The organism is Actinoallomurus iriomotensis, from assembly GCF_030269445.1.
Classification (GTDB): domain Bacteria; phylum Actinomycetota; class Actinomycetes; order Streptosporangiales; family Streptosporangiaceae; genus Actinoallomurus; species Actinoallomurus iriomotensis.
Map to the genome: position 1 here is coordinate 21,023 of NZ_BSTJ01000016.1, position 23,363 is coordinate 44,385.

The following is a 23,363-nucleotide window of genomic DNA, read 5'->3' on the forward strand; positions in this document are numbered from 1 at the left end:
ACTCGGCCTGACCTGGCCTGCCAGCCGATCATCAGACGGCCGAGCGAAAGCGTCGCCGATCTCCCTCACGAGTTCGTCGTGAGGCAGGCCACGGGAACGATGGCGCCCCGCCGCACCAGGGTCTCCGGGCGAGCACGCGTCGGCCGGTCCCCGGTTCGACGCGGTTGAAGTCCTCGTGCGGTCCGGCCGTCGGCTCCGGATCGCGCCTCCGCCATGAGGCCGCGACATCTCGGTATCGGAGGGGGAGGCCATCCGGCCGGCGACCGGACGCGGGGAGGAGGCGAAGTGCGGTACCCCGATACCCACACTGAAGAGGCCCGAGGGGTGAGGCGCGGCCGACGGTACGCGGCGAGCCTGGCGATCAACGGCGCGGTGCCGCTGCCGGTCTACCTGCTCCGCCGCCCCGACTCCCCCGTGACGTCCACGCCCTGGCGATCACGATGCCCGTTTCCGTCGCCGGTGCGCTCGTCGGGTTCGCGTGACGTCGCCGGCCGGACCCCGTCGGCGTCCTCACTGTGGGCGCGTGCGGCGTCGCGCTGATCGCCGCGCCGCCGTCCGGACGCGACCCGTTGGCCCTCGAGCGCGGGGGTGGCCGTCGTCGCCGGACCGCTCGGCCGCGCGCCGGCCCACTTCTCCTCGCGGTCCGCTGCGCTCACGAGCCGGAGACCCCGGACGCGCAACGGCGGCCACCGCGCTGACCGCGATCATGGGCGGCGCGCTCGTCGCCCGTTCCCTCACGCTGACGATGGGCCATCCGGGCGAGACGGACGCACGGCGTCGCGGTGGCCCCGCCGGCGGCTCAGCGCGCCGCCGGGGAGTCCGCTCCACCGGAGCGCGACGCCCCCGCGAGTGACTCCGCCTGGAGATGCTTCTCGAACCGGATCATCGCGCCCTGGAGGGGGCGGCTCTCGATCTGCAGGTTCTCCGCCAGGGCGGCGATGATCTGCAGCCCCCGCCCGTGTTCGGCGGTGGCCACCTGGTCGGCATGGACCTGGTTCAACAGCGCCGAGTCGAACCCGCGGCCGGTGTCGACGACCTCCACCACGCAACGCGAGCTCATCACCTGGACCCGGACCTCGTACTCGTCGCCCTCGTCTGCGTGCTGGATGACGTTGGCACACGCCTCCCCCAGGGCCAGCGTGATGTCGTCACGAATGTCGCTCGACACCTTCAACGCGGCCAGGGAGGCATCGAGGACCTCCCGGGTGACACGGACGGTTTCGGCGTCTCTGGGCAGGCACAACACGAGCGATACCTTCACGAGCACTCCCCACGGTCGAGGCGGTCATCGGCCCGGAAGACGTACCCTCCCCGCCGGGCCGAAACGGCGAATGCCGAAGTGACACATGGGACGACGATCCTGAGCCTCATCGCGTCGTATGTCCTGAATATGCCGGTGACAGCACGATTGTCTGGGTACGCCCTGCGGAGAGAACCCAGGACGGGCGGGGGTGGGGACGTGCCCAAGACGACCGAGAAGGGCACCGTCGGGCGGAGCGAGCCGCCCGGCACGAGGGCTCAGCGCACGTTCGCCGAGGCCCCCGACTCCGCGGCCCCACCGTACGGCGAGGGACGGCAGGCGCACCGCGTCGCGCACGAGTCGGTCAATCACATCCACGAGAAGGCCGGCGACCCGCCAGGAGCCGAAGCGGCCGCGGCGATGCGACCGGCGCCCGGTCCGCGCGGTCGGCGCCGACGACGGACCGGCGCCGTACCGGGCGGCCTCTCCGCCGCGGCGCACCGGCGTCAAGGGACCCTCGGACGAACGGTCCCCAAGCGGGCGCCACACGTCGCCGCCGCCCACGGGCGACGTGAACGCCAACGCTCCCACGCAGCACGCCCCTGCCCGGCGGATCGACGTCCCCGGCCACTCATGGATGAGCAAGGGTGAACCGGCCCGGCCCGACCGAAGGCCACACGAGGCCCGGCACGCCGGTCCGCGCCGCCGATCGCGGCCCGGCGCACAGTCCCCGGCGTCGCGATCCGCAACATCCGCCCCATCCCCCCCGAACTCCTCGACGCGTTTTCTGGTCGATCTCCGCTCAACGAGCCACGCCTTCACCAGCGACCTCACTCGACGTGACTCTCCTTGTGAGGATCATGTAACATGAAATTTATATAGTTCGTTAATACAAGTGGCGGAAGGTGATCAGCGAGCTACGCGCCGTATGAGAACAACTGCCGGTTGGAGGGTTGTATGTGTGGAATCACCGGGTGGGTGTCGTTCGAGCGCGACCTACGCGCCGAACCGGCCACCGTCGACGCGATGACCGAGACCATGGCCTGCCGTGGCCCGGACGACCGCGGAACCTGGATCACGGATCACGCCGCTCTCGGGCACCGTCGACTGGCCATCATCGACCTGCCGGGCGGCCGGCAGCCGATGAGCGTCGACACCCCGAACGGCCCGGTCGTGATGGTGTACTCCGGCGAGGCCTACAACTTCACCGAGCTCCGTGACGAGCTCATCGGCCGCGGGCACCGGTTCCGCACCGACTCCGACACCGAGGTCGTGCTCCGCTCGTACCTCGAATGGGGTGACGCGTTCACCGAGCGGCTCAACGGCATGTACGCCTTCGCGATCTGGGACTCCCGCGAGAACCGCCTCGTCATGGTCCGCGACCGCATGGGCATCAAGCCGTTCTACTACTACGAGACCGCCGACGGCGTGCTGTTCGGCTCCGAGCCCAAGGCGATCCTGGCCAACCCGCTCGCCGAGCGCACCCTGACGCTCGACGGCCTCCACGAGCTGTTCGCGTTCGTCAAGACGCCCGGCCACGCGATCTGGGAGGGCATGCGCGAGGTCGAGCCGGGCACCATCGTCACCGTCGACTCGAACGGCCTGCGCACCACCCGCTACTGGACGCTGCGCACCCGCGAGCACACCGACGACCAGGCCGCCTCGGTCGCGCACGTACGGGAGCTGCTCGAGGACATCGTGCGCCGTCAGCTCGTCTCCGACGTGCCGCGGTGCACCCTCCTGTCCGGCGGACTCGACTCCTCCGCGATGACGGCGATCGCCGCCCGGCAGCTCGCCGAGGTCGGTGAGACCGTCCGCAGCTTCGCCGTGGACTTCGTCGGCCAGACCGAGAACTTCGTCCCCGACGACCTGCGCGCCACGCCGGACACGCCGTACGTGCACGACGTCGCGGCGCTGTCCCGCACCGATCACCAGGACATCGTCCTGAACTCCGACCAGCTCGCCGACCCGGAGGTGCGCTCCAAGGTCATCCGGGCCCGCGACATCCCGGCCGGCCTGGGCGACATGGACGCCTCGCTGTACCTGCTGTTCAAGGCCATCCGCGAGCACTCGACGGTGGCGCTGTCCGGTGAGTCGGCCGACGAGGTGTTCGGCGGCTACCAGCAGTTCTTCGACCCGGAGGCCCAGCGCGCCACCACGTTCCCCTGGCTGGTGCGGTTCGCCAGCCACTTCGGCGACGACGGCGGCATTCTCTCGCCTGACCTGTCCAAGGCCATGGACCTGCCGCGTTACATCCAGAACGCCTACGACACGTCCATCGCCAAGATCGAGCGCCTCGACGGCGAGAGCGACTTCGAATGGCGGATGCGCAAGGTCTGCTATCTGCACCTGACGCACTTCGTGCGGATCCTGCTCGATCGCAAGGACCGCGCCTCGATGGCGGTCGGCCTCGAGGTCCGCGTGCCGTTCTGCGACCACCGCCTGGTGGAGTACGTGTACAACACGCCGTGGTCCCTCAAGACCTACGACGGCCGGGAGAAGTCGCTGCTGCGCGGCGCCTCCCGCGACGTGCTGCCGCAGTCGGTGGCGGAGCGGGTCAAGTCGCCCTACCCGTCCACCCAGGACCCCAAGTACGCGGTGAAGCTGCAGGACAACGCGCGGGAGTACCTCTCGACGCCGGGCCACCCGGTGTTCGACCTCGTCAGCCGCGACTGGCTCGCCCAGACGGTCGAGATCGACACGCCACAGATCACGCAGGCGTCTCGGCACGGTCTCGAACGCACGCTTGACCTGGCCCTGTGGCTGGACATGTACAAACCGACGCTGAAACTATCCTGAGCATGACTGCGAGGACGGTGAGCGCCGACGAGGCGCTGGACGTCGTGATCGCGATGCATCGCCTCATGCGGCGCCTTCGCCGTACCGGTCACAACGGCACGGTGCACCCGACGCAGCTCATCGTCCTCGCCCTGCTCAACCAGTACGGCCCGCTGCGCATCGGCGAACTCGCCCGGCGCGTGCCCTGCTCCCAGCCGACCGCCACCACCGCGGTGGCGGGCCTGCTGTCGGCCGGGTTCGTCGACCGCGAGGCCGACCCCACCGACGGCCGCGCGACCCGTGTGGCCGCCACCGCGGCGGGCCTGGACATCCTGCGGTCGTTCGCGCACAGCGAGGCCGAGGTCCTCGCCGAGCTGATGTCGACGCTCCCGGAGGACGACGCCCGGCTCGTGATCACCGCGGCGCCCGTCCTCAGCACCCTCGCCGACCTGCCCGCCGCCGGTCCGGCGCCGGACGACGACGTGTCGCCGCCCCTCGCCTGACGCCGGGACGTCAGCGGTCCTCGACCAGAAGGTCGACCGCGAAGCCGAGAAAGGCGATCCCGCTGACCTGCTCCATCCGTCGCCGGAACGACGGCCGCCGGATCCGCTCGCCCAACGCGGCGGCCGCCCCGGATACCACCCAGTACCAGATCGCGAGTTCGGCGACGTCGATCGCCGAGAAGAGCATCGTGGTGCCGAACACCGGCGCGTAGCGGGGCATGAACTGCGGCACCAGGCTCATGTAGAAGACGCCGGCCTTGGGGTTGAGGAGGTTGGTCCCCATTCCGGCGCGAAAGGCCGCGAACCATCCGCGCGGAGTGGACCCGCCCGGCCGTTCGGCGGCCGAAGCGTCGCCGCTGTCGCCTTCCGGTTCGCGTCGCCGGGCGTGCCACAGGATCGACGCGCCCATCCACGCGAGATAGACGGCACCGCAGATCCGTACGGTGTCGTAGGCCAGGTGGGAGGCGGTGAGCAGCGCGGTCAGGCCGACAGCGGCGGCCAGGGCCCAGACCCCGCAGCCGGTGAGAACGCCGAGAGCGGCGACGAACCCGCCACCCCGCCCCTGGACGATCGAGGTCCGCAGGACGAGCAGCGTGTCCAGCCCCGGCGTCACGTTGATGATCAGGGCGACACCCGCGAACGCGAGCGCGGCGGTCAGCATGCCCGAATGCTAATGATCTCTCGCTGAAACGAACACCGTGCTTCGACGTGCCGGTGGTTCACCGGACGCGAGGGCGTCCGCGGGGTCACGGGTACGGCAGGTCCAGCCCGGGCGCGTACGGCCGGGGATCGACGTCGTCGAGCCGGGCGCGCTCGAACGCGGCGGCGAACCGGAACGGCACGGTCGCGTCGAAGATCATCTTGGCACTGGTGCCGCGCGCGGGCAGGGCGGGTTGCCGTACCGGCGTGCCGCGCAGCCCGCCGGCGATGGCCGGCTCGTCGTAGCCCAGCGGCGTGGTCGGCGCCTCGGATGTGGCGCCGATGTGGATCGCCGGGTCCACGCCCATGTTCACCGAGATCGGGAACGGCCGGTCCGCGGCCTCCGCGCGCCGGCGGAACTCGTCGATGTGCCGCCCGGGCGCGAAGAAGACCGAGATCCCGTCCCAGGTCGTCTGCCAGGAGGTGGTCCACCGGGCCGACGACGTGGGAAGCGCCGACCGCAGATCCGTGATCGGCGGAGCGTCGGCGCCCTCGGCGGTCACGGACGGTCCCTTCCCGTACGCGCGAAGGGGGCGAGACCGGTCCTACCCTCGATCTCCGCCGCCGGCCCCCGGGCCGATCACAGCTCGTCGCCCCGGTAGTAGCGCGCGAGGATGGGGAGGACCCCGGCGACCGTGTCGATCCGGGAGAGCAGCTCGTCCACGGTCTCGGGTCGCGGGGAGCGGGCGTCGACCACGCCGAGCGCGACCACGCGTCCGGCCGGGAAGCGGGAGTCGTACGCCTCCGGGTATTCGACGTGGAACCGGGCGAAGGGCGCTTGCGCGAAGACCCGCGTCCCCGTCGTGTCCGGCGTCGAGGACCGGCGCACCGCCCGTGGTTGTGGCGGGCGTGGAGCACGCGTTTCGCAACACGGGCGAGACGCCGATGACGATTCTCTGGGTGTACGACTCGGCTCACGTCACACGAACGTTCGTGGCGACGGATGAGACCGTCGAGCACCTGTACGAGGCGGACCGGATGGCCGCGGACGACTGAACGGGCGCGGTGACCTATCCGCGCGCGCCCGGTGTCCCCACCGGGTCGCCGGCCCCCAGGCCGGACGTCGCCCAGGTACTCCCGTCCACGCCGACGGCGAACGCCTCGTACCCGGGCAGGGCCTCCACCCATGCGCGGGCCGACTCGCCCATGACGAACGCCGCGGTCGCGTAGGCGTCGGCGAGTGTGATGCTCTGCCCGACCACGGTCATCGAGGCGATGCCGGCGTCCGCCGGCCGCCCGGTGCGCGGGTCGAGGATGTGCGCACCGCGCTCGGCCGTCCCCGAGGTCGCGACGGCCATGTCCTGGCCGGTCAGGACGGCGGCGAGTTCTCCGGGCCGCCGGGGATCGGCGATGCCGACGCGCCAGGGGCGGTCCGGCTCCGGCGCGCGGCCCAGCCGGATGTCACCACCGCCGCCCACGCTGTACCGGGGGCAGCCGGCCTCGCGCAGCATCGCCCCGGCCCGCTCGATCGCCCATCCCTTCACCACGCCCGACGGGTCGAGGGTCCCGCCTGCGTACGTGCTGAAGCAGCCGCCGGTGGCCTCGGCCAGTTCCTCGCACAGGGCGAGGATCTCCGCGACCTCCGGCGCGCAGTCGCCGATCCGTACCTCGCCGCGGCCGAGCCGGCCGATGTCGCTGTCCGGCCGGTAGGTCGAGAAGGTCGCGTCGACCTGGTGCAGCCACCCGACGACCCGCTCCAGCGTCCCCTCCGGAGGGTGCGGCGCCCGCAGGTCGAAGGAGAAGACCGTGCCCATGCACGGCTCGGCGTGCCGCTGCGGGGTCATGTGTCCTCCTTCGTCGGATGGAGTGCCCACGGGAGCGTGTCTTCCGGTTCCCTCGCTTCGCTCGGTCCCGGGACCTCCTCCGTCGGCCCCGCGACCAAAGGTGCTGTGCTTTCTGGTTCCCTCGCTTCGCTCGGTCCCGGGACCTCCTCCGTCGGCCCCGCGACCAAAGGTGCTGCGCTTTCTGGTTCCCTCGCTTCGCTCGGTCCCGGGACCTCCTCCGTCGGCCCCGCGACCAAAGGTGCTGTGCTTTCTGGTTCCCTCGCCTCGCTCGGTCACTTGCCGGCCTTGTCGAGGGCGCTCTGCAGGGACTGGATGTAGCCCTGGCTGGTGTAGGTGGCGCCGGAGACCATGTCGATCTGGCTGTTCTGGGCGGACAGGGCCTCCTGTTCGAGCTGCGGCACGGCGAAGTTGTTGATCTCCAGGTCGCGCGGGTTGTCGCTCGGCAGCTGGACCGCCTGCACCTTGGTGATCTTGCCGTCGTTCAGGGTGACCTGGACCTGTACCGGGCCCCAGCGGGTGTCGACGGTGTCTCCGGTGACCGTACGGGTCTTGCCGCCGCTCCCGCCGGAGCCGGTGCCCGGCGTGGAGGCGGCGCTGTCGCTCGGCGCGGGCGAGGCGGCGGCGCCCGGGTCGGCGCCCGCGCCGGTGGTCGCGACGGCGCCCGTCCCGGCCGCCGGGTGGGTCTTGAAGCTGAGCAGCAGGACCAGCCCGCAGACGGTGCCGATGATGGCGAGGACGGCTCGTTTCATGGTCGGCCTCTCAGAACTCGAATGACTCGTGGTGGATGTGGCGCCGCGGCACGCCCGCCCGGCGCAGCGACGCGATGGCCGCCGTCGTCATGCCGTCGGGCCCGCACACGTACACGTCGTGGGCCGCGAGGTCGGGCAGGATCCGGGTCAGCACCGCCGGCGACAGCGGATCGCGGCCCAGGTCGCGCCGTGACCCGACCAGGTAGTGCAGGGCCGCGTGGCGGGACTCGGCGATGCGCGGCAGTTCCTCCTGGAACACCACGTCGGCCCAGTCGGTCGCCCGGTAGATCAGGGTGAGGTCGCCGGGGGTGGCCGGGAGCGTCTCGAACAGCGTGCGTATCGGGGTGATGCCGACGCCGCCGGCCAGCAGCAGGACCTTGCGCCGCCGGCGTCGTCCGGCCGTGAACGCCCCGTACGGTCCCTCGGCGAAGACGCGGGTGCCGGGCCGCAGCCGGCCGAGGGCGCCGCTGTGCTCACCGAACGTCTTGACGGTGATGCGGAGCATGTCCGGGGCCGGGGGCGCGGACAGGGAGTACGGGTTGGCGGCCCACCACAGGTCGCGGGTGAGGAACCGCCACCGGAAGAACTGGCCCGGCTCGGCGCGCAGCTCGTCCAGGTGCCGCCCCTGGATCCACACCGAGACCGCCCCGGGCCCCTCGGCGTACACCCCGTGGACGCGCATCCGGTGCCGGAGGGCCCGGCGCAGCGGCGTCACGAACCGGTACCAGAGCAGGAGGCCGCCGACGGCGACGTACAGCCCGGACCACAGGACGCGGGCCGGCCGGCTCGTCATGAAGTCGGCACCGGTCGCGAACTGGTGGCTGAACGCCAGCGCGATCGCCAGGTAGGTGTACAGGTGCAGGTAGTACCAGGTCTCGTAACGCATCCGGCGGCGCGCGGCACGGGCGGACACGATGCCGACACCGACGAGGAGCAGGCCCGCGACGGTCGCCATCAGCACGTCCGGGTAGCTCATCAGGAGCGTCTTCGTCTGGTGGACGACGTCGGTGTGCGCGGTGACCGCGTAACCCCAGATGATGAGCAGGGCGTGCGCGACGACCAGGCCGACCATGTAGCGCCCGCCCATCGCGTGCCAGCGCGCGAGACGGTCGGTGCCGACGCCGCGTTCGAGCGCCGGGATCCGCGCCATCAGCGCCACCAGGACGACGGCCGCGAACCCGGCGAGCAGGCCGGTGACGCGTCCCGCGTTGGTGAGCCAGTCGCCGAACCCGGTGATCGCGGGCGTGTCGTGCCACCACAGGGCGATCACGGCGGCCGCTCCGAGCGCGATGGGCACGAGGACGTGCTCGGGCCGGGCGCGGGCCGGCGGCCGGTGGGCGCGCGGGCCTCGTACGGCGCTGCGTTCGTCCAGAGTGGTCACGGTCTCCCCCGTCGGTCGGTCGTCCGGGCTTCAACTCTCGGGTCCGTACCTGAAGAATTTTTCTGAAAGGTGTATGCATCTCCGCTGAGAGTGCTCTGACCTGCGGATACATGTCCGCCTTATAGGATCTTCTGAGACAATTCACATCTTCGTGGATTCGCAGCGTGCAACGTAGGTGGCGATGACGACCCCCCATTCCCCCGGTGCCCCGGCGGCCCGGCAGCCGCTCATGACCCGTCCCGACGGGTCGCCCGTACGGGTGCTGGTCGTCGACGACGAGCTCAGCCTCGCCGAGGTCCTGTCCGGCGTGCTGCGCTACGAGGGCTGGGAGGTGATGTCCGCCGGCGACGGGGCCGAGGCGGTACGGGCGGGACGGGAGTTTCGTCCGGACGCCGTCCTGCTCGACGTGATGCTCCCCGACTCCGACGGCCTGGAGGTGCTGCGCCGGCTGCGCGAGACCGACCCGGAGGTCGCCGTGCTCTTCCTGACCGCACGCGACTCCGTCGAGGACCGCGTCGCCGGCATCACGGCGGGCGGAGACGACTACGTCACCAAGCCGTTCAGCCTGGAAGAGGTGCTGGTCCGCCTGCGCGGCCTGCTCCGGCGGTCCGGGCGCGCCCGGACGCGGGGCGGTGAGATCCTCACCGTCGCCGACCTGACGCTGGACGAGGAGGCGCGGGAGGTCAGCCGGGGCGGCGAGCCGGTCGAGCTGACCGCCACAGAGTTCGCCCTGCTGCGCTACTTCATGCGCAACCCGCGCCGGGTGCTGCCCAAGGCCCAGATCCTCGACGCGGTGTGGAACTACGACTTCGGCGGGCAGGCCCACGTCGTCGAGCTGTACGTCAGCTACCTGCGCAAGAAGATCGACGCCGGCCGGGAACCCCTCATCCACACGGTCCGCGGCGTGGGCTACGTCCTCCGGCCGCCCACCCCATGACCTCCCGTCTCCGCGTCCGTACGCTGCGGGGCCGGCTCATCGTGGGCTCGCTGCTGCTGTTCACCCTCGCCTGCGGCGTCGTCGGGGTCGTCACGGCGCTGTCCCTGCGCGGATTCCTGATCAGCCGCCTGGACCAGCAGCTCACCGCCGCCGGCAACCGGTACGCCGTCAGCCTGGAGCACCACCGGCAGCGGGGTCTCGGGGAGGTCGAAGGCCAGTCCGTCGGCACGCTCGGCGCGCGGATCGCCGGCGGCCGGGTCACCGAGTGCGGTGTGGTGAGCGACCAGAGCGGTCAGGTCGCGCTGCCCGCGGCGGACACCACCCGCCTCGCCGGGCTGCCCGCCGACGCCCGGCCCCGTACGCTGCGGCTCGAGTCCCTCGGCGCGTACCGCGTGATCGCCACGCCGGGCCGGGACGGCGACATCCTGGTCACCGGTCTGCCGCTGCGCCGCGTCGACGACGTACTCGGCCGGCTGGAGCTCATCGAGGTCCTGGTGTTCGGCGCGGTGCTCGTGGCGTCGGCCTTCGCCGTGTCCACGCTCGTACGGTTCGCGCTGCGGCCGCTGCGTCGTGTCGCCGCCACCGCCGGGCAGGTCGCCGAGCTGCCGCTGGCCAGCGGCGAGGTGACGCTGCCCGCACGGGTGCCCGGCACCGACCCCGCGACCGAGGTGGGGCAGGTCAGCACGGCCTTCAACCACATGCTGGAGCACGTCGAGTCGGCGCTGGCGCAGCGGCACGCCAGCGAGGACCGGCTGCGCCGGTTCATCGCCGACGCCAGCCACGAGCTGCGCACCCCGCTCGCCACGATCCGCGGCCACGCCGAGCTCGCCCGCCGCGACCCCTCACGGGTCGAGCGCGCGCTGTGCCGCATCGAGTCGGAGTCCGCGCGGATGGGGAATCTCGTCGACGAGCTGCTGCTGCTCGCCCGGCTCGACGCCGGGCGCCCGCTCGCGCACGAGCCGGTCGACCTGACCCGGATGGCCATCGACACGACCAGCGACGCCCACGCCGCGGCCCCCGGCCACCGCTGGTCGCTGGACCTGCCGGAGGAGCCGGTCACGGTGTACGGGGACGAGTTCCGGCTCCAGCAGGTCGTCGCGAACCTCCTCGGGAACGCCCACGCCCACACGCCGGCCGGGACGGAGGTCACGGTGCGCCTCCGCCCCGCCGACCCGGCCGGCATGGTCACCCTCGACGTGATCGACGACGGTCCCGGAGTCCCGGCCGGGCTGCGCGAGGACGTCTTCGAACGGTTCGCGCGCGGGGACGGCTCGCGGTCGCGGAAGGCGGGCGGCACCGGTCTCGGGCTGGCGATCGTGTCCGCCGTCGTCCAGGCCCACGGCGGGACGGTCGACCTGAGCAGCGAACCCGGGCACACCCGCTTCCGCATCCGCCTGCCTCAGGGCGAGCCGTCCTCGGGGTGAACCCGCGACAGGTCGGGCACCGCCACGCCGGCGGCGGAGGCCTCGTCGGTGAGGTTCGCCGCTCGTCAGTAGCCGGACACCGGGGGCCAGTGGAGTTCCACGCCGGAGCGGACGAGCAGGCTCTGATAGTCCGAGAGCAGCTCGTCCTTCTCATGGACGGCGTGCGGGGGCAGGTCGCGGTCGAGGCAGAACGCCGCGAGCGCGCCCGCCGCCTCGCCGATGTTCCACTCGACGGGGTGCAGCCGGTAGGCGCCGTTCGTGATGTGGGTGGTGCCGATGTTCTTGGCCGCCGCCAGGAGGTTGTCCACGCGCTGCGGGATCAGGGCGCCCAGCGGGATCTCGAACGGCGAGCAGCCCACGTCGATGTAGTTGTCGCCGCCGGTGGAGGGATGCAGGTCGATCCGGTACATCCCGATGCCCACCGAGTCGTCGTAGCGGACCGCGCCCCTGTCACCGCGTACGGCGAGGGCGATGTCCTGCTCGCGGACGGTGCGGAGAGCGCGGATCCGGCGTGACTCGCGGACGTACGGCGCCTGGGCGAGGCCGTCGGCGCCGCCGACGACGTCGCCGCGCAGCCGCAGCCCGGGGTAGCCGGTGCCGCCGTCCGGACGCGGCGCCTCGGTCTGCATCCAGTACAGCATCGACCGGGAGAGCTCACGCGCCGCCTCGACGTGCCGGCCGGCGTCCGGAACGTCGATGATCGAGCCGTCGAAGTAGTCGATCATCGGCCAGTTCACCAGCGTGATGTCGCTGGCGTAGGCGCCGTCCTCGAAGTTGCGCCGGGCGGCGATCCGCCGGAACCTCCACAGTTCCATGTCGCCGCCGGGACGCTGCAGGTCGCCCAGCACCTCGGTCGGGTCCTCGTCGGGGTTCGGGGTGAACGAACGCTCGACCGGCTCCAGCGTGCGGGGGGTCGGCGCGCGCCACGACAGCAGGCGGTCGCCCCAGAAGGGCGGCCGGTACTCCCGCCAGTGGTCGTAGGTCGCCGGGCGCTCGATCGTGTGGTCACCGTCCACGTGGTCGACGGCGAAGCAGACCGAGATGGCCTGCATGTTCTGCGGCTGCGCCTCGGCGGGGGCGCTCGGCTCACCGGTCTCGGCCCGCGACTCGAAGCCGGTGACGTACTCCGTGCCGGTCAGCGGCAGCAGCTCGCCGGTCTCGGTGGCGTCCAGGACGACCCGGGCCCGTACGGTCGCCCGCGCGCCCGTGTCGCGGTGCGCCAGGGTGACCGCGCTCACCCGGTCGGCGTCGACGTCCGCGCCCACCGGCCGGTACGGCTGCAGCACGCGCAGGCGACCGGAGCCGCGGTACGGCGCCAGCATGGACTCGATCACCGCGACGGCGACGCGTGGCTCGTGACAGAGCCGGCTCACGCGGCCGGCGCCGGGGTTGAGCTCCGGCCGGGCACGGGCGCGCTCGGTCAGCGGGTAGTGGCGCCGGTAGTAGTCGCGGATGCCGTCGCGCAGGGCGCGGTAGGAGGCCGTGACGCCGAGCCGCTCGACCCAGGGGTGCTCGTCCGGGGGAACGGCCTGGCTGGTCAGCTGCCCGCCGAGCCAGTCGTACTCCTCGGTGAGGACCACGTCGGAGCCTGCCCGGAGCAGTGCCAGAGCGGCGGCGACGCCGCCCAGACCCCCGCCCACGACGAGGGCATCGGTATGAATCTCCATTGGGGGGACTTCCTTGGACCGCGGCCACGACGGCGCTCGCGGCTCCTGAGGAAGAGGGAGACGTCGCGCGGGCGAAGGAAGGGCGTGCCGCGATCATGGGGATGGGGTTGGTTGCCTTCCCCAGCGTACCCGATCCGCGTTTGCGCAGGTGAAATGCTGTTTTCGGATCGGTCTCCGGCGTTCTGACGACCGGGCCGGCGCCCGTGGGGCGGGGTCCGCCGTTCGGCCGGTGCGGCGGCGCCGGAGACCGGTCGCGCCACCGGCTCCGGCCCGCCCTCGGCGGTGGTACCGGCCCGGCCGTTACCCGCGCAGGGCACAATGTTCCGTCTGACAGGCAATGGTCGGCGAGAAAGGCACCCTGCATGAAGTGTCCGGCATGTGAGAACGACGTCCCCTCGGGCCGGTCCGCCTGCACCCGGTGCGGCGCGCCGCTTCCGGCGGCGGGCGAGCGTCCCGGGCCGGAGCCGGGCTCGCTGTTCCGGCCGCTGAGCGAGCCGGAGCCGCAGGCGGGACAGTCGAACCCGGGGACCGAGCCGCTACCGGTCACCGACTGGGAGGCGGCCGCACCGGCGGAGCCGCCGCGGGCGCCGGAGCCGTTCAGGGAACCGGAGCCGTTCAGGGAGCCGGAGTCGCCCAGGACCTCCTATCCTGTGGCGCCGCCGGATCCGCCCAGGACCTTCGGCCCCGCGGCGTCCCCGGAGCCGTACGGAGACCTCGGCCCGTACGGAGCACCGGACCCGTTCGGACCTCCCGGGCCGGGGATGGGCGCCGGTCCCGGGCCGGGAATGGGCGCGGGAATGGGCGCCGGTCCGGGGGCGGGCCCGACGCCGCCTGCGCCCGAGGCGGCCACGCAGAACCTGGGCGGCCCCATGACGGGCGGCCCCGTCCCCGGTGGCCCGATGGCGGACCCGCCGCCGTACGGATATCCGCCGATCGCCGGGGAGCCCGGAGACGAACGCGCCGGGAAGAGCCGGAAGACGCTGCTGCTGGCCTGCGGCGTCGCGGCGGTGGTCGTGCTCGGCGGCGGCCTGGTGTACGTCCTGACGCAGGGCCTCCCCGGGTCGAAGGACAACGGCACGCGGGCGTCCGGCGCGACGACGGGCGCGGGAACCGCCGCGCAGCAGGCCGCCGCCGTCGACCAGATCCTCAAGACCGGCAAGACCGCGCGCGGGCATCTCCCTGCTCCCCTGCGGACCTGCGACGATGTCGCGGCGGGCGTCTCCGGCTTCCAGCAGGTCGTACAGGACCGCCAGCAGGAGCTGACCCGGTCCAAGGGCCTGAAGGTCGACCGGCTGGCGAACGGCCCACGGCTCCGGCGTTCGATGATCAACGCGTACCAGAGCTCCCTCGCCGCCGACCAGGCCTACCTCGCCTGGGCGCGGGAGGTCCAGTCCCGCGGCTGCGGCGAGCGGATCGCTCCGCTGACCGCGCACTACCGAGCCGCCATCGCCGCCAACGACAAGGCCGGCCCGGCCAAGCGCCAGGTGGTCAACCTGTGGAAGCCCATCGCGAACAGCCAGAACCTGCCCACGTACGCCTGGAACCGCCTCTGACCCCGACCGCGCGAGGCACGTCGGCCATCCCCACCGAGGCGACGCCCCCACCCCCGCGGGTATCGGTCTTCGGCCCTCCCTGGGGGTGGTCAAGATAAGTCCAGAAAGGGCAGTGCATGGTGCAGCGCTTCGATCACGACAGATCGCAACGCTTATTGGAACAGATGTACCGGGCCCGCACCGAACGTGTCGCCCGAGGTGTCCGGGACCGTCGGCGGCAACTCGGCCTTTCGATGAGCGCGGCCGCACGAGCCGCCGGCATCGAACGGGAGGCATGGGCGAGCCTTGAGTCCCGCTCCCGCCCGACCGTGGAGTTCTCGCAGGAAACGGAAGAGCGCATCGAATGGGTGCTCCAGTGGGCTCCTGGGAGTCTTTGGTCCATCGCACTCTGCGGGACCCCGGTAGTACCAGACGCGTCGAGCGCAGCCTCCTCCGATCTCGATCCGTCCGTACGGACGACCGAGCCGGTGCCGCCATCGCGGCCGCCGTGCCCTCCTGAGGTCGCCTCCCCCTGATGCCGTGCCTCCCCGCACGGGTGGATCCGTGCCCGGTACGTGATCGACTGGGCCGGCTACGCGCTGCCGGGCCGGGTTCCGGCGGGTCAGGTGGCGGGGGCGCCGGTTACGGTCAGGGTCGGCAGGGGGGCCGGCCGGTCCGGGTTCGGCTTCAACGGCGGGAGGGGCGGCACGCTGCAGTGGTGGTTGTGCGCGCACGGGTCGGCCTGGCCCGCTCCGGAGTCGTGTGTCGTCGCGTGCGTCGCTCGCCGGTGTGACGCCGCCGAGGCTCTCGTCGTGACCGTGTGGTGCCGTTTCGCGGTGCGGCGCGGTGTGGGGGTCGGCGTGGGCGGGAGGCTCGGCGTCGCCACCGGAGCCGGGGACACGGTCGTCCGTCCGGCCACGGGGTGCGTACCGCCCCCGAAGGCGGTCAGTCCGGACACCACGGCCACCACCGCCGCCAGGAGCACGCCTGACAGGATCATCCAGCGCTTCGTCATGAGGGAACCCCGGACCTCGATCGCCTGAGAGGGAACGCTTACGGCACGTCCCGCGGACGAGGCGCGATGACGGCGCCTCTTCGGCCAAGATCGGACGGAAGCGGATAGAAGGTACCAACACCCCAACGGCTCCGCTACCACCCGGCAACCTCGCCGTGTCGCGCGCGTACGAAACCGGATTTCGGGGTGGCTCCGGACGCCGACCGACGCCGCGCCGACGGCCGTACGCACCGAACGGCTCTCGCGCGCGACATCACGGCGTCGATGCCGTCGCCGGAAGGCGCGAACGCCCGTTGATTCGCGGCCGTACGACCGATTAGGCGGCCCCACCCAAGATCATTAAGATCCACCGGCGTGATCATCAGACGTGGCCCCGCCGCGGGGCTGTTCCTCGTCATGCTCGCCGGCGTGACGGCGCTGGGCGCGGTGCCCGCGACGGCCGGTGAGCCGACGGACGGCGAGGCCCCGAAGGTCGAGCTGGTCCTGGACTCCAGCGGTTCGATGCGTGCCGCCGACATCGACGGCCGCAGCCGTATGTCGGTCGCCCAGCAGTCCTTCGACGAGGTGGTGGACGCCCTTCCCCCCGAAACGCAGCTCGGCATCCGCGCGCTCGGCTCGCGCGTGCCGAACTCGGCCAGCCAGGCCCTCGGCTGCCGGGACACCCAGCAGATCAGTCCCGTCGGCCCGGTCAACAAGCCGCAGGCCAAGGCCTCGATCGCGACGATGCGCCCCACCGGGTGGACGCCGATCGGGCTGGCATTGCGGGCCGCCTCCCACGACCTGGGCACCGGCGAGACGACCCGGCGGATCGTCCTCATCACCGACGGCGAGGACACCTGCGGCCTGCCCGACCCCTGCGACGTGGCCCGGCAGCTCGCCGCGGCAGGCACCCACCTGGTCATCGACACGCTCGGCCTCACACTGGACGCGCGAGTACGGCAGCAGCTGACCTGCATCGCGGACGCGACCGGCGGGACGTACACCGCAGTCCAGCACCAGACCCAGCTCACCAGCCGCCTGAACCAGCTCGTCCGCCGGGCGCACGACACGTACCGCCAGACCCCGCGCCAGGTCGGCGGGGCCGCCCGGTGCTCCGCGGCGCCGGTCCTGAAGCCCGGCGTGTACGCCGACCGCGAGCGCTTCGCCGAGCACCGCTGGTACCGGGTGGCGGTGTCGCCGGGCCAGGAGCTGCGCGCCTCCGTGAGCATCGCGCTCGACCGGAGGCTGAACCCCGACTACGGCGTCCTGCTGCGCGCCGTCTCCAGGACCGGGCAGGAGATCGTGCGCGGCACCGGCGCGGACGGCGGGCGCACGGACGTGCTGTCCACCGGGCTGCGCTGGTCGGACCAGCAGGCGGAGGACCGGCAGGAGGCCTCGCCCGAGCCCTCGGTGTCCTCGGCGTCTTCGGACGCGGCCGGTGACGGCATGGTCTGCCTGGTAGTGAGCAACTCCTTCTCCGCCCCCGCCGGCGTCCAGACGAACCCCGGCATGCCGCTGGAGCTCACCGTCGACGTGGTCTCCTCCTCCCCGGCGCCGGGCGGCCCCTCCCTGGGCCGTGGCTGGCTGCTGCTGCTCGTGCTGACCGGAACGGGACTGGTCGGCGGCCTGGTCATCGGATGGCTGGCCCGCTGGCGCGTCGCCGTGTGGAAGGAGAACTGACATGCGCGGCATCACGCGCCACCCGCTCGCCGGTCTGGCCGGCCTGGCCGGCCTGGCCTTCCTCGCCTGCCTGCCCATGGCCGGTCCGGCCGTCGCGGACGACACGCCCTCGCCCAGCCCGAGCGCCACGGTCGGCACGGCCGGAACGTCCTTCCTCACCGCCACCGCCGTGGACCCCGGTCAGCAGGTACGGGTCTCCGCGTCCACCGGCGACTACCTGTACTGGTCGTTCGACGCGGCGGCCGGAGAGACCGACCGGCTCGCCATCACGATCACTCTGCCGACCGGCGCGAGCCGGCACGGGCCGGCGACCTGGACCGTCGACGTCTTCGACGGTCTCCGCCGGCGTCAGCCGTGCACGGCGGGTTCGCAGACGGCCACCGCCGCGGCCGGCGCCGCGACGCTCGCGCTCCACTGCCTCCTGCGCCAGGTCCGCACCTGGGCCGACCCCTGGTCCGACGAACCCCTCCCGGGCACCTACTACGTACGGCTCTCGGCGACCGGGCTGCCGGACCAGGATCTCGGCCTGCCGGTCCAGACGGATCTGTCGATCACCGCGAAGAAGGGCGACGCCCAGCCGGACAACGCGCGCCTGAAGGCCCCGCTCTCGCCGGAGACCGACGCCGGGAGCACGACGGCGCCGCAGGCGGACTCCTCGGCGGCCCCCTCCGCCGAGGCCGAGCGGACCGGCCACTTCTGGAACCGGATCTCCTGGCCGTCCACCCGATGGTGGTGGACCATCGGCGGCGGCCTGCTCGCCGCCCTCGCGGGCGTCGGCGGTTACCGTCTCACCCGGCACCCGCGCCGCTGGTTCTCCTGACTCCGCGTGCCGTCCGCCGCCCTCGCGCGGCGGGCGGCACGCCGGACGCACCGGCATATGCAGGTGCTTAATATAAGCCTTGAAAAATATCGCGCCGGGCTGTTGACACCATGCCTGACCGCGATCAGTCTCTCGGGAAGAGCGCTCCTACGCCGGCTCTCGGCAGCCCCGACCCGCCAGTCATCCGCCGGGGTCCGGCGTCCCATCCCGTCGCACGACGGTGGCATCCCTCCGCCGCTCCGCCGTGCCCGTGAAGAGGAGACGCCCCATGAGACCCCGTGCCCGTACGGCGGTACATCCCGCCGTGACGACGGTGGTGATCGCCGCCCTGACCCTGCTCATGGCCTGCGTGAGCACCGCCCTACCCCGGTCGGCGAGCGCGGCGCCGGCCCTGTTGTCGCAGGGCAGGCCGGCCGTCGCCTCCTCGGCGGAGAACGCGGTCACGACCGCCGCCGCGGCCGTGGACGGGGACACCTCGACCCGGTGGTCCAGCGCCGCGAGCGACCCGCAGTGGCTCCAGGTCGACCTCGGCGCCTCGGCCACCGTCAGCCAGGTCGTCCTCAACTGGGAGACGGCGTACGCGACCGCCTTCCAGATCCAGGTCTCCGGCGACGCGAACACCTGGACGACCGTCTACAGCACCACCACCGGCACCGGCGGCACGCAGACGCTGAACGTCACCGGCAGCGGGCGCTACGTCCGGATGTACGGGACGGCGCGCGCGACGCAGTACGGCTACTCGCTGTGGGAGTTCCAGGTGTACGGCACGAGCGGTTCGGCGCCGCCTCCGAGTACGACGCCGATCTCCGCCTTCAAGCAGGTCACCGCCTCCTCGACCGAGGGCGGCAACGCGCCCGCGGCGGCGCTGGACGGCCGTACGACGACGCGCTGGTCCAGCCTCTACACCGACAACGAGTGGCTCCAGGTCGACCTGGGCGGGGCGGCGACGATCTCCGGCGCCACGCTCATCTGGGAGAACGCCTACGCCACCGGCTACCACATCGACGTGTCCGACAACGGCACATCCTGGTCGACCATCTACACCACCACGACGGGCAAGGGCGGCACCGAGAACCTCGACCTCTCCGGCAAGGGCCGCTACATCCGCTTCTACGGCACGAAACGGGCCACGGGCTACGGCTACTCGCTCTGGGAGTTCCAGGTCTTCGGCACGGTCGACACCGCGAGCAACGAGCCGCCGCTGCTGTCGGCGCCCACGAAGGCGCCGGCGACCACCGGCCAGTTCGGGCTGACGACGCCCGCCGACAAGGCGATGGTCACCGACACTCGCCGCCCGATGCTCGCCTGGAACTCCGTGCCCGGCGCCGCGCACTACGAGGTGTGGATCAACGTCAGCCGCACCGACTACGACTTCACCGCATCCGGCAGGCTCCTCGACCTCTACACCAAGGTCGCCGAGCCGACCGGCACCAGCTACACGCCGACCTGGGACATCTCCGACCGCTGGACGTACCGGTGGTACGTCGTCGCGGTGACCGGTTCGGGTACGAAGACCACGTCGAACATCAGGACGTTCAGCCTCTACCACCCCGACATCACGGCGGCGAGCGACGGCGTCAAGATCGTGAACGGCGCGCGTGACCTCAACAAGGACGGCACGATCGAGCCGTACGAGGACTGGCGGCAGCCGGTCGAGACGCGGGTGGCCGACCTTCTCTCCCGGATGACCCCCGAGGAGAAGGCGTACCAGATGTTCTACAACGCCCAGACCTATCCGCAGTCGGGCTGGCACTTCGGCCCCGCGCAGCCGAACGACCTGAACAACGTGCTCGTCGCCGCCGCGGGGACCCGCCTCGGCATCCCCCCGGTCTCCGCGGGCGACACGATCTCCGGGTACCAGACCACGTACCCGCTGCAGAGCGCGCTGGCCGCGGGCAAGGACTATCCGCTCGACTACAAGCTCGGCGACATGCAGCGCCGCGAGGAGCTGGAGGTGGGCGCGCGCGGCGTGCTGGGGCCGCTCGCCGAGGTCGGCACCAAGGTGCTCTACCCGCGCATCCAGGAGGGCAACGGGGAGAACGCCGACGTCGCGGCGGCGCAGGTACGGGCTCTGGTGGCCGGCCTGCAGGGCGGACCGGAGCTCAACCCCGGCTCGGTTCTGGCGACCGTCAAGCACTGGCCCGGTGAAGGGGCCGGCGGCGAGGCGGGCATCGTCTACGACGGGGTGACGATCAAGTACCACATGATCCCGTGGCGGGCCGCGCTGGACGCGGGAGCCGTCAACATCATGCCCGGCTACGCGGGCAGCTCCTACCTCGACCCGGGCGGGCCCGGGGCGGGCAACAGCAAGCCCATCCTCGACTACCTGCGGAACAACCTGGGCTACACCGGGCTCATCACGACCGACTGGCTGCCCTCCGGCGCGTGGATCAGCGCGGCGAACGCCGGCTCGGACGTCATGGGCGGCGCCGACCCCGGCGCGTCCGGGTTCTCGATCGCCGACTTCCTGTCCAGCGTGCCGATCTCGCGGATCAACGACGCCGTCACCCGGATCCTGCGGCTGAAGTTCGAGCTCGGCGTCTTCGACCGGCCGTACGGCGACCCGGTGAACGGCCCGTACCGCTTCCACCAGCCGTCCTACGTCAAGCTGGCGAACCAGGCCGCACGCGAGTCCATCACGCTGCTCAAGAACAACGGGGTGCTTCCGCTGAAGCTCAAGGCGGGCGACAACATCGTGGTCGCCGGGCCGCGTGCCACGGACGGCGCCTCGTGCTGCGTGTGGACCAGCTACTTCCACCCCGACTACGGCTCACTGGACGTCCTGGACGCGATCAAGGCCCGCGCGGCGACGGCGGGCGTGAACGTCTACTCCGACAGCGGCCCCTCACCCAAGCTGGCCGTCGTCGCGGTCGGTGAGCCGAGCTACACCCACGCCACCGCATGGGTGAAGGAACAGCCCTACCTGCCCGCCGACCAGCTCGCCATCATCCAGAACTTCCACAACCAGGGCATCCCGGTGGTCGTGGTCATGGACCTGCCCCGGCCGACCGTCATCTCCGACTGGAACGGCATCGCCGACGCCATCGTGATGACCTATCGCGGTGGCGAGGAGGTCGGCCCCGCCACCGCGTCCCTCCTCTTCGGCGACTACACGCCCCACGGGACCCTGCCCTGGCAGCTCCCGCGGAGCGTCGACCAGATCCTCAAGCCCGGCGGCACCGACACTCCCGCCGACGCCGTCGAGGACTGGAGCCTTCCGTACGATCTGGGCGCGACCGCCGCCGAACGCTCCGACATCCGAGCGAAGATCGACGCCGGCCAGTCACCGCCCACCACGTACGGAAACCCCCTCTACCCCTACGGCGCCGGTATCAGGAGCTGGTAGCGGTACGTGCGTGCCGCGCGGGGTCCCGCACCGGTCCGGTGCGGGACCCCGCCCGCTCACCTGACCCGGCTAGTGCAGCTGTGTGTGCGCGGCGAGGGCGGAGACGGTGATCCGCCCCGCCCGCACATATCCGGGCGCGAAAGGCACGGTCAGATATTGGTCCGTGTCGCTGGGCAGCCAGAGCCACAGGGTCTTCGGCAGCACACCGTCGGAGGAATCCCCGTTCCCCCACGCCATGACACAACTCGCGCGCTCGCCGGGGGAAAGCCGCACCGGATGTACGCCGGGGTCGTCATTGAAATAGGTGGACCCGTTCTGCGGGTAGGTCGGCAGATCGGGATAGTCCGGGTTCTGCATCTCCGGCACGACGTACCCCGAGATCTCACAGGTCGTCGTGGAGGTGTTGGTGATCGTGACCATGGTGCCCGCGTTGCCCGCTCCGACCAGTCCGGCGTCGTACAGCCGGGCTTCGAGCTGGTTCTTCAGGCACGCCGGCGCGCTCGCCGCCGCAGACCGCGGACGCGTCGCGCCGTCGGCCGTACCGGCCACCCCCGTGGTGGCGATCGCGATGCCCGCCAAGAGGGCGGCCGGCGTCCACATCGATTTCCTCGTCATCTCCCCGGTTCCTTTCGGGTGCGTGCGCAGCACCTCTTATCCGTTGGAGCGTCGAAATGACGGAAATGTTCGCGACAATTTTTTCGTCTCGCACGGTAAACCATTTTTCGCGGCGAACGTCGCCGCCGCCCGGACAATAAAAAAAAGGCCGCGCGACCGGGATCGGGGGGAATGACCCGGCCGCGCGGCGTCCAGAGAAAGATCAGCGCTCTCTCGTGACCTTCATGATCTGCCAGAGCTCTTCGCGGAGCCGGTCGCGGCAGACGCGGTACTGCGCCCAGTTGCCGTCGAATGCCGTCTCGACCACGTACTCCTCATCCGCGGTGGACTCCCGCCAGCCTCCGGGGCGGTGCATCGCGTCGTGCATCTCGGCCCACAGCCGGTCACGCCAGGCGCCGTACCGCTCGCGGTCTCCCCCGAACCTCGTTTCCACCAGCAGCTTCTCGTCGTGCAGCACCCAGTCCGCCAGGGGCGAAGGGGTGTGCGGACGGCGTGCCGGGCCGCCGGCACCCGTGCCACGGTGCCGACCCGGTGGCCATGCCTTCATGGCGCCCCCTTTCTCGCTTCCCAATGAGAGGACGCGCGGGCCGCCGTTCGGGATGACAGGAATGTTCGACGAGGCGGATGTCTGAAATTCTGGACCCATGCAGCAGCGCCGAACTCTCCGCGACGACCTGCTCGACGCCGCCGCCGTGCTGATCATCGAGCGCGGTTTTCGGCGGGTGCGGATGCAGGACGTCGCCGACGCGGTCGGGGTCAGCCGGCAGACCGTCTACAACGAGTTCGGGGATAAGTGGCGGCTGGCCGAGGCGCTGAACCTGCGGGAGAACGAGCGCTACCTCGACGCGGTCGACGAGGCCATGACCCGTCACGACGATCTGTACTCCGCGGTCGCCGACGCCGTGTCGTACACGCTCACCACGGCGGCCGACGACCCGCTGAAGAAGGCGATCCTCACCGGCGCCGGCAGCGAGGACCTGCTGCCGCTGATGACCACCCGCGCCGAGCCCGTGCTGTTCGCGGCCAAGAAGCGCATCATCGCCCACACGCTGCGGCAGTGGCCCCAGGCCGACGAGGACGCGGTCGTCGAGCTCGTGGACATGGTCGTCCGGCTGACGATGAGCCACGTCGTCCTGCCGATGGAACCGCCCGAGACCGTCGCGACACGCCTGGCGCGGCTCGTCGCCCGCTACCTCGGTGACACGGCGCGCTGA

At 71.8% G+C, this 23,363-nt stretch carries 21 protein-coding genes; 9 read left to right on the forward strand and 12 right to left on the reverse strand.

Annotated elements, in window-relative coordinates; translation table 11 throughout:
* Positions 1–386: 386 nt before the first annotated feature.
* Both QSK37_RS44865 and QSK37_RS44870 read right to left on the reverse strand, forming a co-directional pair.
* Positions 387–656, reverse strand: a complete 270-nt coding sequence (locus tag QSK37_RS44865) for a hypothetical protein (protein ID WP_285634176.1) — start codon at positions 654–656, stop codon at positions 387–389.
* A gap of 143 nt (positions 657–799) precedes the next feature.
* On the reverse strand, positions 800–1,261 hold the full coding sequence (locus QSK37_RS44870) for an ATP-binding protein (RefSeq protein ID WP_285634179.1): 462 nt from the start codon (positions 1,259–1,261) through the stop codon (positions 800–802).
* Positions 1,262–2,197: 936 nt separating this feature from the next.
* Between QSK37_RS44870 and asnB the strand changes: the two genes are divergently transcribed.
* Together asnB and QSK37_RS44880 are read left to right on the forward strand one after the other, a co-directional pair.
* A complete protein-coding gene (gene asnB / locus QSK37_RS44875; RefSeq protein ID WP_285634182.1) occupies positions 2,198–4,039 on the forward strand; it encodes an asparagine synthase (glutamine-hydrolyzing) in 1,842 nt (613 codons plus the stop codon).
* A 2-nt stretch (positions 4,040–4,041) separates the two neighbouring features.
* A complete protein-coding gene (locus QSK37_RS44880; RefSeq protein ID WP_285634185.1) occupies positions 4,042–4,521 on the forward strand; it encodes a MarR family winged helix-turn-helix transcriptional regulator in 480 nt (159 codons plus the stop codon).
* A 10-nt stretch (positions 4,522–4,531) separates the two neighbouring features.
* Here QSK37_RS44880 and QSK37_RS44885 read toward each other — a convergent pair whose 3' ends face one another.
* The 6 genes from QSK37_RS44885 to QSK37_RS44910 all read right to left on the reverse strand — a co-directional run bounded on the left by QSK37_RS44885 (position 4,532) and on the right by QSK37_RS44910 (position 9,134).
* The gene (locus tag QSK37_RS44885; RefSeq protein WP_285634188.1) at positions 4,532–5,182 is read right to left on the reverse strand and encodes a LysE family translocator; all 651 of its coding nucleotides are present in this window, start codon (positions 5,180–5,182) and stop codon (positions 4,532–4,534) included.
* Between the two features lie 85 nt (positions 5,183–5,267).
* Positions 5,268–5,723, reverse strand: a complete 456-nt coding sequence (locus QSK37_RS44890) for a UbiD family decarboxylase domain-containing protein (protein ID WP_285634189.1) — start codon at positions 5,721–5,723, stop codon at positions 5,268–5,270.
* A 77-nt stretch (positions 5,724–5,800) separates the two neighbouring features.
* Positions 5,801–6,049 carry a hypothetical protein gene (locus QSK37_RS44895; protein ID WP_285634192.1) on the reverse strand — a complete coding sequence of 83 codons (249 nt, stop codon included), beginning with the start codon at positions 6,047–6,049 and terminating at the stop codon, positions 5,801–5,803.
* A gap of 181 nt (positions 6,050–6,230) precedes the next feature.
* Positions 6,231–7,004: an FAD:protein FMN transferase gene (locus QSK37_RS44900; protein WP_285634195.1), complete on the reverse strand. Its 774-nt coding sequence runs from the start codon at positions 7,002–7,004 to the stop codon at positions 6,231–6,233.
* A 272-nt stretch (positions 7,005–7,276) separates the two neighbouring features.
* Positions 7,277–7,753: an FMN-binding protein gene (locus QSK37_RS44905; protein ID WP_285634198.1), complete on the reverse strand. Its 477-nt coding sequence runs from the start codon at positions 7,751–7,753 to the stop codon at positions 7,277–7,279.
* Between the two features lie 10 nt (positions 7,754–7,763).
* Entirely contained in the window at positions 7,764–9,134 is a 1,371-nt protein-coding gene (locus tag QSK37_RS44910; protein WP_285634201.1) for a ferredoxin reductase family protein, read from the reverse strand.
* A gap of 181 nt (positions 9,135–9,315) precedes the next feature.
* On the opposite strand from QSK37_RS44910, the gene QSK37_RS44915 reads away from it, so the two are divergent.
* Positions 9,316–10,071, forward strand: a complete 756-nt coding sequence (locus QSK37_RS44915; RefSeq protein ID WP_349498046.1) for a response regulator transcription factor — start codon at positions 9,316–9,318, stop codon at positions 10,069–10,071.
* Positions 10,068–11,495, forward strand: coding sequence for a sensor histidine kinase (locus QSK37_RS44920; RefSeq protein ID WP_285634204.1), 1,428 nt, complete (start codon positions 10,068–10,070; stop codon positions 11,493–11,495). Before QSK37_RS44915 ends, QSK37_RS44920 begins: the two co-directional genes overlap by 4 nt.
* Before the next feature lie 65 nt (positions 11,496–11,560).
* Here QSK37_RS44920 and QSK37_RS44925 read toward each other — a convergent pair whose 3' ends face one another.
* Positions 11,561–13,162, reverse strand: coding sequence for an FAD-dependent oxidoreductase (locus QSK37_RS44925; protein ID WP_285634207.1), 1,602 nt, complete (start codon positions 13,160–13,162; stop codon positions 11,561–11,563).
* 362 nt (positions 13,163–13,524) lie between these two features.
* On the opposite strand from QSK37_RS44925, the gene QSK37_RS44930 reads away from it, so the two are divergent.
* Positions 13,525–14,715 carry a flagellar basal body-associated FliL family protein gene (locus QSK37_RS44930; RefSeq protein ID WP_285634210.1) on the forward strand — a complete coding sequence of 397 codons (1,191 nt, stop codon included), beginning with the start codon at positions 13,525–13,527 and terminating at the stop codon, positions 14,713–14,715.
* Positions 14,716–15,316: 601 nt separating this feature from the next.
* Here QSK37_RS44930 and QSK37_RS44935 read toward each other — a convergent pair.
* On the reverse strand, positions 15,317–15,709 hold the full coding sequence (locus QSK37_RS44935; protein ID WP_285634213.1) for a hypothetical protein: 393 nt from the start codon (positions 15,707–15,709) through the stop codon (positions 15,317–15,319).
* Positions 15,710–16,063: 354 nt separating this feature from the next.
* Between QSK37_RS44935 and QSK37_RS44940 the strand changes: the two genes are divergently transcribed.
* The 3 genes from QSK37_RS44940 (at position 16,064) to QSK37_RS44950 (ending at position 21,534) form a co-directional block, all read left to right on the forward strand.
* Positions 16,064–17,368 (forward strand): VWA domain-containing protein, encoded by a 1,305-nt coding sequence (locus QSK37_RS44940; protein ID WP_285634216.1) that lies wholly within the window; start codon positions 16,064–16,066, stop codon positions 17,366–17,368.
* A gap of 1 nt (position 17,369) precedes the next feature.
* Positions 17,370–18,188: a hypothetical protein gene (locus QSK37_RS44945; RefSeq protein WP_285634218.1), complete on the forward strand. Its 819-nt coding sequence runs from the start codon at positions 17,370–17,372 to the stop codon at positions 18,186–18,188.
* Positions 18,189–18,456: 268 nt separating this feature from the next.
* Positions 18,457–21,534, forward strand: a complete 3,078-nt coding sequence (locus tag QSK37_RS44950; RefSeq protein ID WP_285634221.1) for a discoidin domain-containing protein — start codon at positions 18,457–18,459, stop codon at positions 21,532–21,534.
* Positions 21,535–21,603: 69 nt separating this feature from the next.
* Here QSK37_RS44950 and QSK37_RS44955 read toward each other — a convergent pair whose 3' ends face one another.
* The gene (locus tag QSK37_RS44955; protein WP_285634223.1) at positions 21,604–22,149 is read right to left on the reverse strand and encodes a DUF4232 domain-containing protein; all 546 of its coding nucleotides are present in this window, start codon (positions 22,147–22,149) and stop codon (positions 21,604–21,606) included.
* 202 nt (positions 22,150–22,351) lie between these two features.
* Entirely contained in the window at positions 22,352–22,696 is a 345-nt protein-coding gene (locus tag QSK37_RS44960) for a hypothetical protein (RefSeq protein ID WP_285634225.1), read from the reverse strand.
* Positions 22,697–22,793: 97 nt separating this feature from the next.
* Here QSK37_RS44960 and QSK37_RS44965 point away from each other — a divergent pair, with 97 nt between their 5' ends.
* The gene (locus tag QSK37_RS44965) at positions 22,794–23,363 is read left to right on the forward strand and encodes a TetR/AcrR family transcriptional regulator (RefSeq protein WP_285634226.1); all 570 of its coding nucleotides are present in this window, start codon (positions 22,794–22,796) and stop codon (positions 23,361–23,363) included.

What these genes read in the sequence shown, in the direction of transcription:
- QSK37_RS44960 (WP_285634225.1), bottom strand. Translation starts at nt 22,696, where the DNA reads ATGAAGGCATGGCCACCGGGTCGGCACCGTGGCACGGGTGCCGGCGGC.
- QSK37_RS44935 (WP_285634213.1), bottom strand. Translation starts at nt 15,709, where the DNA reads ATGACGAAGCGCTGGATGATCCTGTCAGGCGTGCTCCTGGCGGCGGTG.
- QSK37_RS44965 (WP_285634226.1), top strand. Translation starts at nt 22,794, where the DNA reads ATGCAGCAGCGCCGAACTCTCCGCGACGACCTGCTCGACGCCGCCGCC.
- QSK37_RS44925 (WP_285634207.1), bottom strand. Translation starts at nt 13,162, where the DNA reads ATGGAGATTCATACCGATGCCCTCGTCGTGGGCGGGGGTCTGGGCGGC.
- asnB (WP_285634182.1), top strand. Translation starts at nt 2,198, where the DNA reads ATGTGTGGAATCACCGGGTGGGTGTCGTTCGAGCGCGACCTACGCGCC.
- QSK37_RS44915 (WP_349498046.1), top strand. Translation starts at nt 9,316, where the DNA reads ATGACGACCCCCCATTCCCCCGGTGCCCCGGCGGCCCGGCAGCCGCTC.
- QSK37_RS44900 (WP_285634195.1), bottom strand. Translation starts at nt 7,004, where the DNA reads ATGACCCCGCAGCGGCACGCCGAGCCGTGCATGGGCACGGTCTTCTCC.
- QSK37_RS44885 (WP_285634188.1), bottom strand. Translation starts at nt 5,182, where the DNA reads ATGCTGACCGCCGCGCTCGCGTTCGCGGGTGTCGCCCTGATCATCAAC.
- QSK37_RS44950 (WP_285634221.1), top strand. Translation starts at nt 18,457, where the DNA reads ATGAGACCCCGTGCCCGTACGGCGGTACATCCCGCCGTGACGACGGTG.
- QSK37_RS44880 (WP_285634185.1), top strand. Translation starts at nt 4,042, where the DNA reads ATGACTGCGAGGACGGTGAGCGCCGACGAGGCGCTGGACGTCGTGATC.
- QSK37_RS44920 (WP_285634204.1), top strand. Translation starts at nt 10,068, where the DNA reads ATGACCTCCCGTCTCCGCGTCCGTACGCTGCGGGGCCGGCTCATCGTG.
- QSK37_RS44945 (WP_285634218.1), top strand. Translation starts at nt 17,370, where the DNA reads ATGCGCGGCATCACGCGCCACCCGCTCGCCGGTCTGGCCGGCCTGGCC.
- QSK37_RS44930 (WP_285634210.1), top strand. Translation starts at nt 13,525, where the DNA reads ATGAAGTGTCCGGCATGTGAGAACGACGTCCCCTCGGGCCGGTCCGCC.
- QSK37_RS44955 (WP_285634223.1), bottom strand. Translation starts at nt 22,149, where the DNA reads ATGACGAGGAAATCGATGTGGACGCCGGCCGCCCTCTTGGCGGGCATC.
- QSK37_RS44905 (WP_285634198.1), bottom strand. Translation starts at nt 7,753, where the DNA reads ATGAAACGAGCCGTCCTCGCCATCATCGGCACCGTCTGCGGGCTGGTC.